The 17,153-nt window shown below is 65.4% G+C and carries 19 protein-coding genes; 6 read left to right on the top strand and 13 right to left on the bottom strand.

The features are described 5' to 3' along the window. Positions 1-403: 403 nt before the first annotated feature. Positions 404-655, top strand: a complete 252-nt coding sequence (locus ACO1BU_RS31880) for a hypothetical protein (protein WP_424139972.1) — start codon at positions 404-406, stop codon at positions 653-655. Here ACO1BU_RS31880 and ACO1BU_RS31885 read toward each other — a convergent pair. Next, on the bottom strand, positions 652-1,782 hold the full coding sequence (locus ACO1BU_RS31885; protein ID WP_424139973.1) for a glycosyltransferase family protein: 1,131 nt from the start codon (positions 1,780-1,782) through the stop codon (positions 652-654). The two genes, ACO1BU_RS31880 and ACO1BU_RS31885, sit on opposite strands and share 4 nt — an antisense overlap. A gap of 8 nt (positions 1,783-1,790) precedes the next feature. Further along, complete coding sequence (locus tag ACO1BU_RS31890; RefSeq protein WP_424139974.1) at positions 1,791-2,027, bottom strand: hypothetical protein; 237 nt, start codon at positions 2,025-2,027, stop codon at positions 1,791-1,793. A gap of 89 nt (positions 2,028-2,116) precedes the next feature. Here ACO1BU_RS31890 and ACO1BU_RS31895 point away from each other — a divergent pair, with 89 nt between their 5' ends. From ACO1BU_RS31895 to ACO1BU_RS31905, 3 genes are all read left to right on the top strand, one after another. Next, positions 2,117-2,815: a thermonuclease family protein gene (locus ACO1BU_RS31895; protein WP_424139975.1), complete on the top strand. Its 699-nt coding sequence runs from the start codon at positions 2,117-2,119 to the stop codon at positions 2,813-2,815. Positions 2,816-3,029: 214 nt separating this feature from the next. Next, positions 3,030-3,374: a hypothetical protein gene (locus ACO1BU_RS31900; RefSeq protein WP_424139976.1), complete on the top strand. Its 345-nt coding sequence runs from the start codon at positions 3,030-3,032 to the stop codon at positions 3,372-3,374. A gap of 464 nt (positions 3,375-3,838) precedes the next feature. Beyond that, positions 3,839-4,051: a dodecin gene (locus tag ACO1BU_RS31905; RefSeq protein ID WP_424139977.1), complete on the top strand. Its 213-nt coding sequence runs from the start codon at positions 3,839-3,841 to the stop codon at positions 4,049-4,051. Here ACO1BU_RS31905 and ACO1BU_RS31910 read toward each other — a convergent pair. The 4 genes from ACO1BU_RS31910 to ACO1BU_RS31925 all read right to left on the bottom strand — a co-directional run bounded on the left by ACO1BU_RS31910 (position 4,048) and on the right by ACO1BU_RS31925 (position 6,489). Beyond that, a complete protein-coding gene (locus ACO1BU_RS31910) occupies positions 4,048-4,314 on the bottom strand; it encodes a PilZ domain-containing protein (RefSeq protein ID WP_424139978.1) in 267 nt (88 codons plus the stop codon). The genes ACO1BU_RS31905 and ACO1BU_RS31910 overlap by 4 nt on opposite strands. A gap of 216 nt (positions 4,315-4,530) precedes the next feature. Further along, positions 4,531-5,298, bottom strand: coding sequence for a hypothetical protein (locus tag ACO1BU_RS31915; protein ID WP_424139979.1), 768 nt, complete (start codon positions 5,296-5,298; stop codon positions 4,531-4,533). Between the two features lie 871 nt (positions 5,299-6,169). Next, positions 6,170-6,331, bottom strand: coding sequence for a hypothetical protein (locus tag ACO1BU_RS31920; RefSeq protein ID WP_424139980.1), 162 nt, complete (start codon positions 6,329-6,331; stop codon positions 6,170-6,172). Further along, positions 6,328-6,489: a hypothetical protein gene (locus ACO1BU_RS31925; RefSeq protein WP_424139981.1), complete on the bottom strand. Its 162-nt coding sequence runs from the start codon at positions 6,487-6,489 to the stop codon at positions 6,328-6,330. Before ACO1BU_RS31925 ends, ACO1BU_RS31920 begins: the two co-directional genes overlap by 4 nt. Positions 6,490-7,046: 557 nt before the next feature. Between ACO1BU_RS31925 and ACO1BU_RS31930 the strand changes: the two genes are divergently transcribed. Continuing rightward, positions 7,047-7,754, top strand: coding sequence for a hypothetical protein (locus ACO1BU_RS31930; RefSeq protein WP_424139982.1), 708 nt, complete (start codon positions 7,047-7,049; stop codon positions 7,752-7,754). 383 nt (positions 7,755-8,137) lie between these two features. Here ACO1BU_RS31930 and ACO1BU_RS31935 read toward each other — a convergent pair whose 3' ends face one another. From ACO1BU_RS31935 to ACO1BU_RS31965, 7 genes are all read right to left on the bottom strand, one after another. Next, positions 8,138-8,356: a hypothetical protein gene (locus ACO1BU_RS31935; RefSeq protein WP_424139983.1), complete on the bottom strand. Its 219-nt coding sequence runs from the start codon at positions 8,354-8,356 to the stop codon at positions 8,138-8,140. Between the two features lie 96 nt (positions 8,357-8,452). Continuing rightward, complete coding sequence (locus tag ACO1BU_RS31940) at positions 8,453-8,941, bottom strand: hypothetical protein (RefSeq protein WP_424139984.1); 489 nt, start codon at positions 8,939-8,941, stop codon at positions 8,453-8,455. Further along, positions 8,938-9,759 carry a phosphoadenosine phosphosulfate reductase domain-containing protein gene (locus tag ACO1BU_RS31945; protein WP_424139985.1) on the bottom strand — a complete coding sequence of 274 codons (822 nt, stop codon included), beginning with the start codon at positions 9,757-9,759 and terminating at the stop codon, positions 8,938-8,940. Before ACO1BU_RS31945 ends, ACO1BU_RS31940 begins: the two co-directional genes overlap by 4 nt. Then, positions 9,756-9,956 carry a hypothetical protein gene (locus tag ACO1BU_RS31950; RefSeq protein WP_424139986.1) on the bottom strand — a complete coding sequence of 67 codons (201 nt, stop codon included), beginning with the start codon at positions 9,954-9,956 and terminating at the stop codon, positions 9,756-9,758. Before ACO1BU_RS31950 ends, ACO1BU_RS31945 begins: the two co-directional genes overlap by 4 nt. After that, positions 9,956-10,162, bottom strand: coding sequence for a hypothetical protein (locus ACO1BU_RS31955; RefSeq protein WP_424139987.1), 207 nt, complete (start codon positions 10,160-10,162; stop codon positions 9,956-9,958). Before ACO1BU_RS31955 ends, ACO1BU_RS31950 begins: the two co-directional genes overlap by 1 nt. 299 nt (positions 10,163-10,461) lie before the next feature. Then, positions 10,462-14,235: a hypothetical protein gene (locus tag ACO1BU_RS31960; protein ID WP_424139988.1), complete on the bottom strand. Its 3,774-nt coding sequence runs from the start codon at positions 14,233-14,235 to the stop codon at positions 10,462-10,464. 266 nt (positions 14,236-14,501) lie between these two features. Then, positions 14,502-15,974 carry a tyrosine-type recombinase/integrase gene (locus ACO1BU_RS31965; RefSeq protein WP_424139989.1) on the bottom strand — a complete coding sequence of 491 codons (1,473 nt, stop codon included), beginning with the start codon at positions 15,972-15,974 and terminating at the stop codon, positions 14,502-14,504. 628 nt (positions 15,975-16,602) lie between these two features. On the opposite strand from ACO1BU_RS31965, the gene ACO1BU_RS31970 reads away from it, so the two are divergent. After that, a complete protein-coding gene (locus ACO1BU_RS31970) occupies positions 16,603-17,022 on the top strand; it encodes a hypothetical protein (RefSeq protein ID WP_424139990.1) in 420 nt (139 codons plus the stop codon). The last annotated feature ends 131 nt before the right edge of the window (positions 17,023-17,153 follow it).

Consider the following 17,153-nt stretch of genomic DNA (forward strand, 5'->3'; position numbering starts at 1 on the left):
CTGAAGGGCGAGAACCAGTTGCCCAAGCTCATCCAGGGCGTCACATTCAAGAACGGCGTCGAGGTCACCAACACGCCAGCACAGAACGCCGCCTGATCACCGCGTCACCCAAATTCCCGCATAGCTCTGCTCCGACTTCGCACAGTGGGCTCGCGCAGGGGATGCGGTAACCAGGAGGCAGCCGGCGACAAGGGCAGCCAGGACGAGCCGCCACGGCAGCATTTCCGCGTCCTCGATCTGTCCAGTCAATTTGTCGGGACGTAATGCATTGGGGCGGAAGATTCAACCTGGGGATAGACGCGGCCCGTGGCCTTCGCCACCCTGACGGTCGTGGGTGTGGCTGGGCTGGTGCTCGTGCTGGCGGTCGCGTGGCTCGTGCGGGGGCATTCTGATCTGCTGAGAATTGGACTTTCGTAAACGGCAGATCGGAGCCGATTTCTTTCGCATCGTCCCTCACATAGCCCTGGCGCAGGGCGCGCGGGTGGGCGGTCTGTCCACCAACCCCTCCCTCCTCCCCGAGCTCACCCGCCACGAGACGCGCGTCGACAAGCACGAAGGCCCGCACGGCGGGCCGTCATTTTCCTACTGTGACGCCCTCATTCGCTCGAACCGCAAGGGCGCGCTGTACAGCCTGGAGGGCGGCCTGAAACTCTAGCTGGCCTCGCGAAGGCGCATGAGCCAAGCGCGCGCATTCCGAAGGCTCATCTTATCGGCAATTATGTTTAACAGTTCCTCACCCGGCTGCGCATCGAGGAGCATAATGCAGAGGCGCTCTGCCGCCGAGCGGGTCAGGATCTGTTCAGCGTCGAAGTGAGTTTGTTGGAACTTCGCGAGGAAGGCCGGGAACTCTTCCTGCCGCACCCGCTCATAGTAGGCCTTGCGGTCGGCGATGATCTTGCCAACGGGGTCGTCACCACCGACCACGAGACGGTATTCGGGTCCCTCCAGCCAGTTGTGTCCCTCGAAGCCGAGCTCCCTAAAGCTCTCCTCAGTGAACGAGGCACCCTTGGCACCGATGTAGCGGCCGAAGCACAGGTTGGTCATGACCCGTGCGATCCCGAGCTCCTGGCAGCCCAAGGTCTTCGCCGCATCCTGGGAGGAGAAGGGTGTCGCGACGGACAGCGTCTCCATCCACTGATAGATCGCGAGGTTGTCGCGGGAGCCATAATCAGCACGGTCCACGATGGCGTCGTAGGGCGCCAGCCATGCGCGGAGCCGCCGCCAAGCGTTCCGCTTGAGCCCAAAACCCCAGTGATGGGCCATGCGGAAGATCCGGGCGTCGTACCCGGTCTGATTGCCCTTGTGGTTTCCGTAAGCGGCGAAATAGCCGATCCGCAGATCGCGGTCCGACAGCACCCGCAGATCGCCCATGATACGCAGATATTCCGGGCCTAGCTCCAGGTCGTCCTCGAAGAAATAGGCGCAATCGGCATCCAGTGCCTCGAAGGCCAGGGCCTCACCGCGCCGGATATTCGCCGCGATGCCCAGATTTCCGCGCGCCGCCGCGACCTGCCCGCGCGGAAAATACGCGCGGAAGGCCGCGATGGAGGCCTCGATTTCCGCATCCTCCGCATAGCGCAGCCCAGTGCGGAGGGAGACGGCGCCGTCCTGCAGCAGGAAGACCCGTCGCGGGTTCAGCACGACCCCCCGCTGGTTCAGCAGGGAGGCACAAACCCGCTCCAGATAGGCCGGCCGATTGAAGCCGAAGAGGATGATCGGCACGTCCAGCGGAACCGGCGCCGGGTCGGTGTGGAGCGTGGGCGCGGCAGGGTCCTGTGTCATCCGAAGCCTCAGTTCCGGACCTCGCCCGGTCGTGGCCCGCGGGTTATTTCGCCGATCGCGAAGTGAATGTCAGCCCAGGCGGCTGCGCCGGCTTCGTCCGCAGCGTCCAGCAGTTCCTGCATACGGCGGCTCGCGACCGTCCCAGCCTCGGCGCCGTGCTTGTCGATCAGGATCTTCGCGGCCCTGTAGCTGTCGATCCTGACCTCGTATCGGGGGAGGCGGACTACTTTCGACTGCATGTCCATTGCTCACCTCCAGGGCCGCACATGGTGCCAAGCCAAAGCCGACTTGCCCAGCCGCTACAACTATAAGGCGAAGTGTGGCACCCTAAAGCATGCTTCGTCTGCATCGCCGCTGGCCGGCCGTCCTCGTCATTCTCGCCCTGATCCTCGCCGGCCTGCCCGCTTGGGCGGCTGAGCTAACAGGGCGCGTAGTGGGCTTGGCCGATGGGGACACCCTGACCCTGCTGACGCCGGAGCGGAGCCAAGTGCGGATTCGCCTCGGGGAGATCGACACGCCGGAGAGCCGACAGCCCTACGGCAGCCGGGCCCGTCAAGCGCTCTCCGAACTGGCCTTCGGCAAGGAGGTGCGCGTGGTCGTGCAGGACACGGACCGCTACGGCCGTACCGTCGGCCGGGTCTACGCAGGCCCGGTGGACGTGAACGCCGAGATGGTCCGGCAAGGCGCCGCGTGGGTCTACCGCCAGTACAGCCGGGATGCCTCGCTGCTGCGGATCGAGGCTGAGGCAAAGGCGGCGCGCCGCGGGCTCTGGGCACTACCCGAGGCGGAACGCACGCCGCCTTGGGAGTGGAGGGCAGTAGAGAGGGGCCACACGCTCCAACAGCCGCAGCAAGCCCCGGCTGCTCCCGCGCGATCCTCGCCACTCGCCTCCGGCGGCTCCAGCTGCGGCGCCAAGCGCTACTGCCGCGAGATGACGAGCTGTGCGGAGGCTCGCTTCTACCTCAGCCAGTGCGGGCTCTCACGGCTGGATGGGGACCACGACGGGGTGCCCTGCGAAAGCCTCTGCAGGTAGCCGAATGCCCTATTCCGGGAGGGGGCCTGGACCGAGATCTAGACGCCGGACGGGTGGCTGACTCCACCCGCATGGTCCTGGCACTGGTGGCGCGAGGGGGCGGTAACCTCAGCGGTCCCCGGAAACAGTTGCCGATTCGGCATGATCTCTCCTATCGTTCTGGAAGGCATAACAGCTGCGGCTGCTTGGCCCTGGTAGGCGAAGGATAGGGTTGATGCCTCTGGACGGCTCGCGGGCTGAAAGATCTGGGCCGCAGAACGGGCGCCGCGCCGCGCACCTTCTTCGCCGCGCTGAACTCGCTTCCGCCAGGCTGGCCGCGAGGGGTTTTCCCACCACGCCCGATGAGGTCGGGCGCAAGCTGACGGAGAAGATCCTGTTGGCCGAGAGGAAGACCGCCGCGGTGTCCGATGGCGTGGTGCGGGCGTCTAGGCCGACGCAGGAGCAGGTTCAGGAGTTGTACGCGCTGTGCGCTGCGGCGGTGAGGGGCGAAGGTCACCGGGCTGCATCGGACACGGAGGCGGCAGAGTGCGAGCCCGCTGCGGAAATGGAAGCGGCGTAGGCCTGTAGCTGGGAAAGCCGCCCATCGTGGTCGCGGGACACGGGCACTAAGGAAAGAAGCCCCGTCAGCGCAGCGGGGCGGTGGGGCAAACTGGTGCAGAGCGGAATCGTTTTGGCGGCGCGGTCAGAGCGGCCGCGTTCGCGTAGCGTAGTCTCCGACCTTGAACTCGCCCGGCGGGCACCACCGCCGGGCTTTCTCTTGCCCGGCTGCGGGGCGGGCAAGGTTGCGAGGAGGGGAACGGTACAGAAACCGGCCTCAAACCTCCATCGCTGGGACACGTTCGAGCCCCCGGCCCCGCTAACCTTCCCCGGCGGGGCGTTCCTGAAGATTACTCGGCCCGGCTGGAGCAATCCGGCCGGGTTCTTTTCATGAGCCACGGGCGGAGCGGGGCGGGCAGCGGAAAGTTGAGCCCTTACGCCTAAGTCGTCGTGCCAGGATGCCCGGAGCGCCGGATGGAGGCCCTCATGGCAGAGCACGTCTACAAGCTCATCGAGTTGGTCGGCACCTCGGGGGAGAGTGTCTCCGACGCAATCCAGAATGCCATCACCAGGGCCAGCTCCACAATCAGGAACATCCGCTGGTTCGAGGTGGTTCAGGTGCGGGGCGAAGTGGCCGACGGCAAAGTCGGGCACTATCAGGTGACGCTGAAGGTCGGCTTTACCCTCGACGGGCCTTAGCTGGGGAGAGCCGCTAGGAATTCAAAGCCTATCAGGCCTTCCCCCACCCAAGCTCGGCGGGCAACTTGATAGGCCCCGTTGGGGAGCCGCAGTGTCACCAGCTCGGGGATGTCCGGAGGAGAAGGCAGGTAAAGCTTGATCCCCGACGCCGAAGCGTCAAAGACCACGCACTCTATTGATGTGTGGCCGAACAGGATTTCCGCCGCCTTGACTGTGAGGTGCCTCTCTTCGGTTCGCCGCTCCACGGTCACGCCTCCGCTCATGTCGCGGGATGATGCTCCTTCACAGCCGATTCGTCGCTGGGTTGCGTCTATCTAGACCAAGTGCGCACCTGACCGCAGGGCACCGGGTCAGACGTCACGAGGTCCCGCATTGGAGCGGGTGGGGTGGATCAGGTCAGAACGAAGAAGCCCCGCCGGTTAGGCGGGGCGGAAGTTTAAACCCGGTTGCAATCGGCCCGGCCGGTCCGCGGGCTGTTGCTACGAGGCTAGACGGCGGAAGGCAGTCTCTGCGTTGCGGTCCAGGTCAATGACATGGGACGCGGCCTGCCCAAGAAGAGCCAGGTCGGCGGACTGCCATCTTTCGCTACCTTCGATGACCGCTACCCGGATATCTTTGCGACGGGCGAGAGCCACATCTGCGAAGGCAGTGTGGCAAGCGAAGAAGGAGGCCGGAACCGGGGCCACCGTCCGGAAAATAGCGGAACGATTCTCCGCGACAGTCACTACTGCGGTCATCTCGTAGGTGCGAGTGCTGTCTCCAGCGACCTCCAGGTGACGCCCAACGACCTGATGACCATAGACGCGGTCCAGGGCAAAAAGGAGCCGGTCATCGAGGCTCAATGAGCCTACGTGCGAGATCTTTGAGACGTGCAAGGCGACCCACGACTGGACGGTATTGGCCAGGTGCATAACGTGTCCCGAGAGGACTTCGGCATCGACATCCCGAGCAAAGAACTCGCCCGCTGAGAAGGCTATGCCGTGCGCCTCAGCGTAGTTCCGGGCATCGGTAACGAGCCTACCCGTGTCCGGATCCAAGCCAGCAGCCGCTAACGCTTCCCAAGCACACCCGTTGTCAGAGACAAAGCTCCGCCCCTTTCGGTCCTGCCGAACCAGGATCCCCACGTGGTCTCCATTGGAGAACATGCAGTGTGTGGAGATATGCACCCCATCACGCCCCTCCCAACGCTCCGGAAAGAGCGCAAAGGGGTCGTCGGCGGTCGGCCTAGCAGTGATGAGCGTGTTCATAGCAGCACCGGGTTATATGGCGGCGTCGGAATAGGCTCCGAGATGAACCACTTCGAACGGCAATACTGAATCAGGGCTTCGGCCGTGTCCACGGGTTCTGTAATCAATTCTGCGAACCAAGGGCCGCCGGTTGACGGCGGGTAGTCCCGGTCGGGCCGATAGGGGTAATACCTCGGTCGGCCTGCCGGCAATGTCCGTCCGTCGCCACGCGGGAGGCGGTTCGTATGCAGCCCGTCCGGGAAGAGAGTAGCCCTCGCCAAGACGGCCTTATGAAGTTGGAGGCGAAGGTTCAGGTCTTGGGGGTATCGAGCCTCCAGCGCCCGACCCCGTAGCAGCAGGCCAGGGATGATCTGGCCCTCGATTGTAAGCTGAATTCGAAGGTCGTAGGTCCGCGAGAAAGGTACCTGGTCAGGTTTTCTCTCAGGAGCCAGGGTCCAGCCAAACTGGCCGGCCGTGCCCTTAGGGGCAGTGACGAGCCGCATCAGGTCGTCAGCGGAAAGCTGGCGGCTTCCGTCGGTGACTGGGACGGGCCTTTCCCGACCGTTCTTCACCATGCTGGAATACTATACCCGGTGTGGCCCCCGCGTTCACGGCCGGTAATTGGCAGGCGGAGAGGGTAGGAAGGACGGCTCACCACTCCGCTTCCGTCATCGCCCTGACCGGGGCCTAGTATGCCGCCACTCCGCCCCCTCCGTCTCCCGCGCAAGCAGGAGCAACTCCCTCCGGCGGTGCTCCGGCATGCGCCACCAGTGGCGAATGATCTCGAGAATACCTAGCACGCCGCATGTCGGCGGATTATCCACCGGTCGCCTCCGCTCCGCGATGCGGGCTTGGCGCATTCGTTCCGCCTGAGAGGTGCCGGTGTATCCGCTCACTGCTCGCCTTCCGTCATCGCTCTAACCAGGGCCAGCACCAGGCGCCGCTTCTCCGGATCCAGCTTTGCCCAGCGCGCCATCAGCTCCTCCGACTGGATGAGCAGGATCATCGCATCCCGTTCAGCCTCTGGGCCGAGGGGGTGGAGCGGAGGGGTCACTTGTGTTTTCCGTCAGTCATCGTCCTCACGAGCGCCAGGAGGACCCGCCGTTGTCTCAGACTGAGCTTAGCCCACTTGGCTATCAGCTCTTCGCCCTCGATTATCAGCGCCATGGCGCTGCGCTCTTCTTCCGGGGGCAAGAGCGGAGGAAGGGTCATCAGTCCTTGATCTCCGGTGCCATCTCTGCCCCGCCTGGATTCTTGCCGGCCAAGCGTGGCCGAACAAAAGTGCGTCGCCTAGAGGCCATCACCACCTAGCCCTGGCGCCGACCGGCTGACAGATGCCGAAAAAGGTAGGGTGACGAATGTCCCTGGCCAGCGCAGGCTTCACGCACTGCGGGAGCATCCAGGGCGGTGTGAAACGTTCTGCCCGCGAGACTGAGCGGCCGGCGGGTGGGGCGTCTCCTCATCCCCGGACGCTTTTTGTGTCCGCACAACTTTAGGTTGATTATCACGGTTCTGTGACTTAGAACGACGCCGACCCAAGCCTCCCCCTGTTCAGGCTTGGATAAAACGGCCGGCAGACCCACTCCCCTTGGGCCCTGCCGGCCGCTTTGCGTTCTAGATGCGGTGTTAGGCGCATCGGAAACGGCCTGCGCGCAGAGCCTGCCCCGACCGGAGCTCAAAGGGGTGGGGCTAAAAATGAAAGTCGAAGACTGTCGGGTCGGACGTGCGTTCCCGCCTCGCCAGTGTGTTCGGCTGACGGGGAGCTTTTGATGCGCAACATGGACTTCAGTTCGTGGCAAGGCGCGCTCATGACGCTGGTCGGCTTGGCGCTGTTCACGCTGATCGGCGTGGGCATTCGGCTGCTGGTGATGTTCACCATCCAGCAGCGCCGCGAGCGCATGAATAGGCAGATCAACGAGCGCCTGCGCACGCTCATCGCGGCCTACAGGACCTTGGGCGGCTCCTTCACGGGCGATCTGACGGTGGATCCCATGCATCTGCGGGATTTACGCCGACCCGAGGAGCCTTCCTCGGAAGGCGAGGCAACGGTGAAATTGCGTCTGGATGCCGACGGCACCACGGGGACCGACCGACCAAGGCGGATTCGCGACGCTGTTGAGGCCGCTCTGTCGGACGTCATGCTGCTTGGGACCGAAGAGCATGTCCGCTTGGCGGAGCGCGCTGCGCGGGAGCTGGTCGCCGGACGCCCCATTCACACGCATGAGCTTGTCGTCTCACTCCGCGATTTCATCCGCGAAGCGCTCGATCTGGACCCCATACCCGTCGACCTGACGATACCCATGCAGGGCCCCACGCGGCCGTCGAGTTCCGGCGGGCAAGGGAGGGGCGGGCGTGGGAAGGAAGACGCCCGGCAGGGCAGCGGAGGTGGGGGCGGTGGCACGGCACTGGGAGGCGGAATGGGCATGGGCTTGGGGCTTGGCAGCGCTGCGCATGATCCACCCCCGCCAGACCGCTGAACTTGCCAGGGCCCTGTCCGACCTGTCCGACCGAAAAACACAAGGGTGGGCTAAAATTAGAAGTTTGCGGCGTGTCACCCATGCCCCGCCCCTCTGATCGGCGCCACCTTGGACGAGGCCTCCCCGCCCTCCCCACAGGCGACCAGATGCTCAGCCTAGACTTCCAGAGCCGCCTGACGCTCAGCCTGGAATTATGCGCGTTGGTAGATCGTAGTGACGACTTCTTCGGCGCTGCCGGGGCCTCTGCCACTCGGCAGGCCAGGAGTATTGCGCGAGCCAGAGCCGGCAGGCTGACATGCAGGTATCCTCCGGCCCGGCCACGACCTGGGCCGCTTTCTCAGCCAAAGCCGAGTTCGCCTTCCGGGCGTGGGAAGGTTTCCCACTTATCGGCCCGCCCCTTTCTCCAGCTCGGCCGCATTCGCACGCACGAGATCCACTAGCACAGCCGAGACCGATGCGCGGCCGCCGTTGCGGTTCGCCCGCTCCACCGCCACTCGGCGCAGCAGCACCAGCACATTGCGCGGAACGTGGATGGCGGTCGTCATCCAATCCACGGCTTCCTCCTCCGGCTGATCCTTCGGGGCGCTCCTACGCGGCGCCATGGCGGTCTCCTGCGGGGGTCATCATGCGGCCTGCACCCTCTCCATTCCGACGGCGGATGCAAGCCATCACCATCCCGGGCGCCGGCTTTCCGGGCATCACCCCCGCCTCTCTGGAGGGCTCGGCACCCACGGGCAGGCCGAGAGCCCCATCCCCAGTGCGGCGGCGGCGCACATCATCGCCTCGTCTCCCCGCTCGATGCCCACACCGCTCACGCAATGCGCGCGGAGCTGGCGAAGGAGCCAGGCAATGGAGGTGTCCCGCTTCTCGGCCGCGCCCTCCTGGGCGTCCCGCTCGGGCACCACGGCCCGCGCTGTGTCGATGATGGGGCGGAGCAGCGGGTCAGCCATCCCGCACACGTCCAGGATCGTCTCCATGTCCTGGATCGCCGCATCGCGACGGTCGGGAAGGCCATCCCGCGCCGTGGCAGAGAGCTCCATCACCAGCGATGCCGTGGTGCCCAGGACCGCCGTCCGCACCACCTGGGAGGCGGCCGGTGCCCCGCGGAGAAGGCGGTACGCCTCCTGCAGCGTCAGCCCAAAGGAGGGGCACCGAAACTCCGGCGGCGAGCCGAGTTCATAGTTCACGCCACGCCCTCCGCCTGGGCCGACTGTCCAGCAGGAGCGGGAAGCTCGGGTATGCCCGCGATCTGCACTGCCTTGGCGACGGCCCCCAGCTCGCGCTGCAGGTTCTGCACAGACGGCCCGATGGCCCCGGCAATGGCCTGGAGGCGCATGGCGTAGTCGTGGAAGGCCTCGGGGTATCGGCGCCGCAGGTAGAGGGCCAGGCTCTCGTTCAGCCAGGCGCTGCAGCGCATGCACTCCGGCGTGTGCACCACGCCGGCCTCGGCATAGACCGGCGCGATCGGCGCTCCTACTTCACGCAAATAGGCGAACACCTTGGCGTCGTCCCAGTCCTCGATGGGCAGGAAGAGCTCCACCCCATCCTTCACCTCGCCTGACCGGAAGGGCACGCGCTTCATGTCGGAGAGCTTGGTGCCACGGATGATGAGCGTGTTGCCGTCCGCCTTGATGCGCTCGTGGTTGGGCAGCATCAGGTTGTAGAAGCAGCAGTCGTAGCGCGAAACCAGGCGAACAGGGCTCTCCCGCATCTCCTGGCCCAGTTGGTGGGAGGAATGCGGCACCAGGTCGGAGGGCAGGCCGTGCTGGCGGACCCAGGCCTCCTTGTCCGTCCTGATGGTGACGAAGTTCGGCGCCATGCCCCGGACGTGATCCACGATGTCGATCACCTCCTGCATCTGGTCCCCGGTGCTGACGTGATAGACCGTCATCCGATGCAGGTGGTCGCGCAGCAGGTATGCGCAGGCGAGGCTGTCTTTCCCACCGCTGAACGCAAATGCGATGTGGCCTTCGTGACGATCAAGCGCCGAGAGATCCAGCGTCATGCGTGCTTCCTTCCCCTGTTGAAGGTCCAGTTGGATTGCATCCGCACCTCGGGGTTCGGGACCGTCCAGCAGGCCCCGTCCGCGTCGAGGAAGACGACCCAGAGCAGATGCGCTTCGGGACCGTAGTCGATGACGAAATGCGCCAGCCCCGGCCCCTTCGGCGTGTCCATCGGCAGGGGCGGATTGAGCTGCAGCATCAGAAGATCATGGCGGCCGTCATGCAGGCCGGCTCACTCTCCATCGCGAGGTGAACCTCGTTGGCCGAAGGCATCGGGTGGAGCGCCAGCGGCAAGCCAGCGGCCTTGTGCCGCTCCATGGATGCTTCGAAGGCGGCGTTGATCGCCTCCATGGAGGATCCCAGGAAGTCCGCCATCTCGCGGCGCTTGCTCTCTTGGTCGGGCAAGATCTTTGCTCCTTCAACAGGGCATTCCTGCATCTATAAGCAAAGTATATCGTAGCAGGCAGGCGGGCGGGATGCTCTGGACAGTCAGGGAACAGCAGGTGCTTTTGGTTGCGCAGGGGTGCGGTGTTCTGCGGAACGTCTTTCTCGATACTGTGACTAATGAGCCATCATATGTCCGATCGATGGCTCATTGTTAAAAGCCGCAGCGATGCGCCATCGACCAAGTAGTAAAGCCCGCAGGGTGACGCTGGCCGGTGCGAGGGCAAGGATGGGCGGCCACGTAAGCGTTCGAGGTTAAGTCAATCCTCCATCATACGCTGCCTCGCTCGCACGTCCTCGCGCCGGGCATCCTCCTGCCAAGTCGCGGCGATGGCTGTCAGCATGGCCGAGGTGCGAGGCCAAGCCGTACAAACGTCCGCCCACTCCTCGCTTTCCGCGGCCAGCCGCCGCTCCTGGTCGCCGCCTTCGTAGAGCCCCCTCGAATGCACCCCGCGCATGTTGAAGCGCTCGATGCGGATACCCGTCTCAAGGTCGTCCGACGCCGCTTCCTCAATGACATCGCGCACGGGGACGCCCGGCCACGCGCAGTCGCCAGGGTCAGGCGGCCCGTGGGCCAGCACCTTCCCGATACACTGAGCGCCGATCGCCGCGCGGTCGGCCTCTCGCAGCTGCCGCAGCGCCTCCCGCACCCAAAGAGCCATCGCTTCTCCGTTCACGCCGTTGGCCGTTGCGCCAGGAACGGTGCGAAACGCTTCCAGGAGGTTGTAGGCCGCATTGGCAAGGTTGCGCTCCGCCTCGTCCAACTCTCGCGGCTCCTCCGATGCGCCTCGGAAGACGAGCTTTACCGCGTCGACGAACATGGTTGGGTCGGTCGCCATCAGGCGGAAGATGGCCAGATCCCCGTGCCCCTTCCGCGCCCGTCCCAAGAGAGGCAGGTAGGCGAATTCGCGGTGTGCCAATTCGTCGAGGTTCACATCATCCCGTGCGCGCAGCCCGTCGAACACCTGTTCGAGGTGGAAAGACAGCATAGTCGGGTCGTCGATGGGGCCGGCATTCAGGGCGGATAGGGTGCCGTCGAGAGCCTCGAAAACGAGTGCGACCGGGGGGCGGCCGGCCTCTGCGAGGGTGGTTAGCGCTTGGTAAGGTCGTCCGACGGCGAGATACCGCTTGGCCGCGCGCTCATTGAACGCAGCATCTTCCTGTGCGAGCCGCCACGGATGCCTCCCCCTCCAAAAAGCGTTGGCTACAGCGTCGCCGATGCGGTCAACGAAGTCCCAGGTCGCGGGACCGTCGTCGAAGCCGAGCGCCAAGTCGGCCACCTGCTCGGCCACGCGCCCTTCTTGCGCAGTACAGGCAAGCAATTCCCGCCATGCGTCGCCGTAGATTCGGGCGGCCGCGCCGGAAAGGGCGCGGGCAAGGGTACAGGAGTTCCCCGTGTTCGCGGCGTGGGCCGCCGAGCACAGAACAAGGACCGCCTCAGGCGTGTCTACCGCTAGCACAGCAGGAACTGCGAGCAGCCCAGGGGCGCGCACGGCCTCCGCAAGGCGCAGCAACCCGTCGCTTCCTTCCCGGCTCAGTAGGTCAGTCACCGCGGCAGCGCGGGCCTCCTCCAGAGCCGCTTCCGTCATTTCCTCCCCCGTGAGGGCTCGAAGACGCGACGGGCGGTAGAAGTCGAAAAGGGGCGCCGCGACGGAAACGCGATCCTCCGGCTCGAACTGGCGCACGAGGCTGGCGAGTGCCTCAAGCTGCTTTCCCTTCAATGTCCATCCCGCGTCGGGGAACTCGGCATGCCGCGCCGCAACGTCTCGGAGCTTCTTCCATAGCCCCGCCCGACCATCCCCCTCCGCTGCCGCAAGGACGCCTTCCAGCTGCTGCGTTGCCCGCGCCTGATCCTCAGGTGAGAGGACCTCAATACGGTCGAGCAGCGTGATCCATCGTTCCTGGTCGGTTCCGACCATGCCGAGTACGTGATTGGCGACCGCAGCCCATGCTTGGTTGGTCTCCTGCCTCGGGGTTCCGTCGTCGTATGACCCGGCTTCTCGGAGACGGGGCCGTGCTGTGGGTTCCGCGACGCCGTGATGCTCGGGAAGCAGGCGCATACACAGCTCCCATCCGACCGGTTCGCTGGCCCGGATGATCGCAGTCAGAACCGCAAGGCGCTTCAGCAAGCTTGCGTCTGTGCCTGGCAGCCAGGGCAGCAGGATGGAGCGCAGGCTACGCATCGGCCGGTTGATAAATCTGCTGTTAGGAGCCGGGTCTAGGGCCGCGAGCTTGGCCAGGAGAAGGGCCGCCCGCGGCAGTACGGCAGGGTCCCAGGCGATCCGTTCTAATGCCCAGAGGAGATGAACATGGTGGGACTTGGACGTGAGGAAGTCGGTGTGTTCGGTGAACAGCCACCGTACCCCCTCAGGGTTGGACAGGACGAGGCGCTCCATCGCCGCGACGAAAGGGATAGGGGCGGCCTCCGCCAAGATCGGGAGAGCGTCTCGCAGGCTGGCGAGAAGGCGCACGTCCGTCGCGAGGCCCGGAAGAGTCGCTACCGTGGTGTCCACCCAATTTTCAGGCCCGCCCACGGTGGCCAGAGCCGGTCCGCAGCCCACACTCCCGTGGAGGGTCGCCGTCATCATCAGCGCGGTCGCGAGGCCATCCCGGAGCCAGTCAGAGTGCGGCACCCCCCGGCCCGCCATCATCAGTTCCGCGCCGACCATGTCCAAGTTCGCATCCAAGCAGCCTAGAACGTCCAGACAAGCCAGCCTCAGCCGCTCGAAGTTGCCCGCGCCGAGATGTCGGCCCAGCAGGACGAAAGCGTCAACAGGCGCCCGAACCTTCCAGATCGTGTCTTCATTCTCCAGGGGCGGATCGTCCATCGCAAGGAAGGGCTGCACTCGCGCCTCCCACTCACCATAATCGGCAACCCCCGCGAGACGGGCGAGGGTTGCTCGGTCCTCATGTGACGAAGCGTCCCAAGCCCCTGCTAGCAGGGCTGGTAGGAGGGGATCTGGGGTGGCGACCCATGCCGGTGACGGATGATCGATGCCCGGAATACGTCGAGCGAGCACCGTGACGCTCCTACCGCATTCGGACGCGAGTTGAAGTGCCCTCTGCAGAGATATCCTGGGCTGCTGCAGCGCCTCAGCAAAGTCGTGCCGCGATGGCCGCCGCAGCTCCACCGCACCACTGGCCGCGTCGTTGCGGCCTCTGGCCAGGATGGTCGGCCCCCATTGAGCGAGGGATCCGACGCTGCGGGCTGCGCCGTATGTCGGGAAATAGACAAGCGGCCGGTCCCGCAGATCCCGCGCCGCCTCGGGCGTGTCCACCACAAGCGACCTTGCCTCTAGCACCAGCCGCACGGCTGGATCAGCCTTGCGGACCGCCGCCATCGCGAAGGCGAGGGCTTCGTCGGACGAGTCCGCCGAAACTACGATGCGGTCGGGCTGGAGGGCAGCTAGACGATCCAGCACCTGAGCAGCCTGCTTCTGCCGTCCTGCAAGGATGACCTCTTCCTTGAGCGGCGGGTCGAAGCGGTTAGAATACTCGTGCCAGAATTCCTCAACGCTCCACACGCCCTGCGGAACCGCCTGAAACTCCATGCGCGCCCAGCGCGCCGCCACGCCCGGTGCGAGGGCCAGCCAGTGCCTCAGTCGCGCGCCGTCTACGATCAGGACGGCTCTCCATCCCGTCTCGGCGCGGAGTTCCTCCTCGAAGTCATGGAGGTGACGCCCAGGGGTGTCATAGTGCCTCGGCGTGACGAAGACGAAGGTGGAGGCGGCCCGGCCGACGTCGTCCACCTCGCCCATTCGCTTTCTAATATCTTCCCTTGCCTTGTCCCTTATTTCCCGCGAACACCCGAACTCCCAGTAGGATCTGCCGTGCGGGACATGGGGCGGCGCGCCTGGCGAGACCAGCACGCCGTCGAACCCCCGCACCCGCCCCGCTCCGTCCGAGAGAAAACGCATCACGTCAGGTACCTGCGACGTAGCCAAGATTAGGTCGGCCACTAGGCGCGGCAGCTTGTCCTGCGCATCCGTTCTATCGGCGAAGCCGTCGAGGTGGTGCTTGTCTATCCACTCCATGCGGATCTCCTGGTCGCTGCCGCGCTTGCGGACGGGCGGCAGCAGGAACATACCACGGAAGGAAGCCTCGCAGCTTACGATAGGATGGGTCTAGGTCGGCCATCCGGAGCGAACGGGGCGGCTGCCCGACCTGCCCGACCTGCATGGGCGGTGGTCGGGCAGGGGGTAACGCTCAAAAATCCCAGTATTCGCTAGCTATTTAGAGGGGTGCCCGACCTGCCCGACCTGCCCGACCCGAAAACACTTAGCGGGCTCTGAAAAACGGCTCACGCGCCTCCAACCGCCTTGGGCAAGCGGACCACAACACCCTCCTGCGGCCTTTTCTCCTCGATCGCGGCCGTCAGCAGCTCATTCCATCGCCGCATGGCCGCGTCCTGCTCAGGCCGGCGCTTGGCCTGCTGGTAGATCCCCAGTACGCCGCCGCGTGTGGATGCCTGGCGGTGGTTCAGCATTGCGTCCGCAATTGCCTCATCAACACCGTTGTTCGCCATCGCCGCCACGAAAGAGCGCCGGAAGTCGTGCCACCGCCACCCCGTGAGGCCGCTTGCCTTGTCGAGCTCCAGCTTGATCGCGCTGAACGTGGTGATGGCCTTCCGTGCTTTGGGAGATGGGAACACCAGCCCCTTAGCCCCCTCCCCCGCCGCCTTCTGACGCTTCAGCAGCATGGGCAGGATCACGGCCGGTAGAGGGACGCGGAAAGGGTCGCCGTTCTTTGTCAGCTTCCCAGGCATGGACCAGTACCCCGCCTCCAAGTCGAGGTGCGGCCATTCCACCCGGGCGGCCTCGTTGCGCCTGGCGGGGACGGCCAGCAGAAATCGCACGTAGTCCCGATGCACGGGCAGGAAGTCGCTGGCGTCGGGGGCGTCGGCCGCGGCGGCGGCGGCTCGCCAGAGCTGCCCCATCTCCGCGATGGACAGGTGATGCGTACGTGGCTGTACCGGCCGGGGGCGCCTTGCCTTGGTCACGTCGGCGCAGGGATTTCGCGGAATCAGGCGCTCGTCCTGACACCAATCCAGGAAGCGAGAGAGGGCGCCGAAGCGGTGGCGGGCTGTTGCTGGGCGCTTTGCCTCTTTGGTCAGAAGAGTGCGTAGCTCGCGCTGGCCCATGTTTGTCACGGGCAAATCGCCGACATCCATAGTGGCAATGGCGGCCCGCAGGTGGTGAAGCTCTTCTTTCACCACCGCAGGGGACAGGGTGCCCGTGCCACGCATCTTCGGCCTCGCCGGCAGGGCGATGGCGTAGTCCTCCATCAAGCGCTTCACCGTCGACGCCCTCTCCCCTGCCGCCGCCGCCATGGCGGCCTTCCGTTCCCGGGCGGGGTCGCTTCCTCGCTTGGCCTCCCCCTTCATGGCGGCCCCCTCGGCGCGGGCCTGCTCCGGCGAATGGGTGGCCGGCGTGCCCACCAGCACCTCCCGCGTTGCGGGTCGCTTCCCGGTGCGGGGATCCAGGCCACGCGGTTTGTATGAGAGCATCCAGGCCATCCCCGTGGGGTTCACCACCAGGGCGAGGCCGCGGCACTCCGCGTCCCTGATCGTCAGCCGGAAGCCAGGCCTACGGCGCCGCCATGCCGCTTCGATCGTAGCCCGCGTGATCCTCGTCGGCCCCTCCGATGCCTTCTCCATTTTCCCCTGCCCGGACATGCCCTGCCCGGACATTGCCCGGACGTGATGCGCGAGAGCAAGCGGAAGGTTGCGGAGCCACGCGAGGCGTGAAGGCCAGCAAATGCCTCCTCCGAACATGCCCACGCGGAATCCTGCGGAGGCAAGAGGAAGCGGGCGGAAAGTTAGGTCACGTGTTTCCTAATCCCGGGGCCGTGGGTTCGAATCCCGCCGGGGACACCACTTTTTCGAGGGTCCGCGTCGGTTCGAGCAGTTTGCGGACCTGCTGCGGACCTTTTCCTTTATAGATGGCGGGCCGATCTACCGGGTCGCTCCAGAGTGCAGCGATGAACGTCCTTTCACATCACCTGATGCCCAGCTCGTCGGCCCCGGAAATTGTTGTGGAGCGTAGAGGCTTTGGCTCGGCGGGGTGGGGCTGGCGCCTCACCAGGGACGAACAGACCTTCAGGACGGGCCCTGGCGGCTATCGCAGCGCTCAGGACGCCTATGAGGCAGCGCAGGCGGAACTCGGGCGAGGGCTGCGGCCTCGTTAGCCCCCGTCACGGATTCCTCTGATCCCTCCCCCGAACGCGGGGGTTTCGCGGCCTACCACTCCCCTAGATTTCGGCAGCCCTGGGGGGGGGTGGTGAAGGCGGCGCGACCTCGGATTTTGGTTCGCGCTGGTCAAGAGCGGCTGGGTTTGGGCGAGAATCGGGCGTCTGCTTTAGGCGATAGCGTCGACGGTAGGGCCGAAGACGGGGGGGATGCCGTGCCTAAGAACCTTGAGGAGTGGGATCACCGCTGGCAGGGCGTCTCAACCCCCACGGCGGACTGGCATTTCCACCGCCGGCTTTTCCAACGGTACAACAGCTGCGTGCTGCCGCCGGGCGCCTACTCGGAGATGCTCAACCGCATTCGGACCGAGCATCGCCGCGCCTATATACTGCGCCAGCGTGACGACCGGCACTCTATCTGGGCCGTTTGGGTCAGAGATCTTTCTTCTGGGCGCTTGATTTACATTGTCTACGACACGCGAGCGCAGCGTGCCGTGACCGCCCTCCCGCATAGTGCCCAGCTACGGAAGCTCTACCAGCGCGCCCGCGCCCTTAAGGCCGCTCCGCAACGGGCTGCGGAAGCGCTCGGTGAGCGGGAAACGGCAACCATGAACCTCTCCGCGTTGACGCCGTAACGCCGTATCCATCCGGCCGGGGCCGCGGGCTATCGAGCGCAGACGTGCTGACCGCGCTCACCGCTTCTGGTCGAGGCAGAGTTCCTTGAGGCTTTCGATGCCGTGCTCGGTGAATTTGAGCGTCGCGCGAT

Source organism: Roseomonas chloroacetimidivorans (genome assembly GCF_049629625.1).
In the GTDB taxonomy this organism is placed as follows: Bacteria; Pseudomonadota; Alphaproteobacteria; order Acetobacterales; family Acetobacteraceae; genus Roseomonas; species Roseomonas chloroacetimidivorans.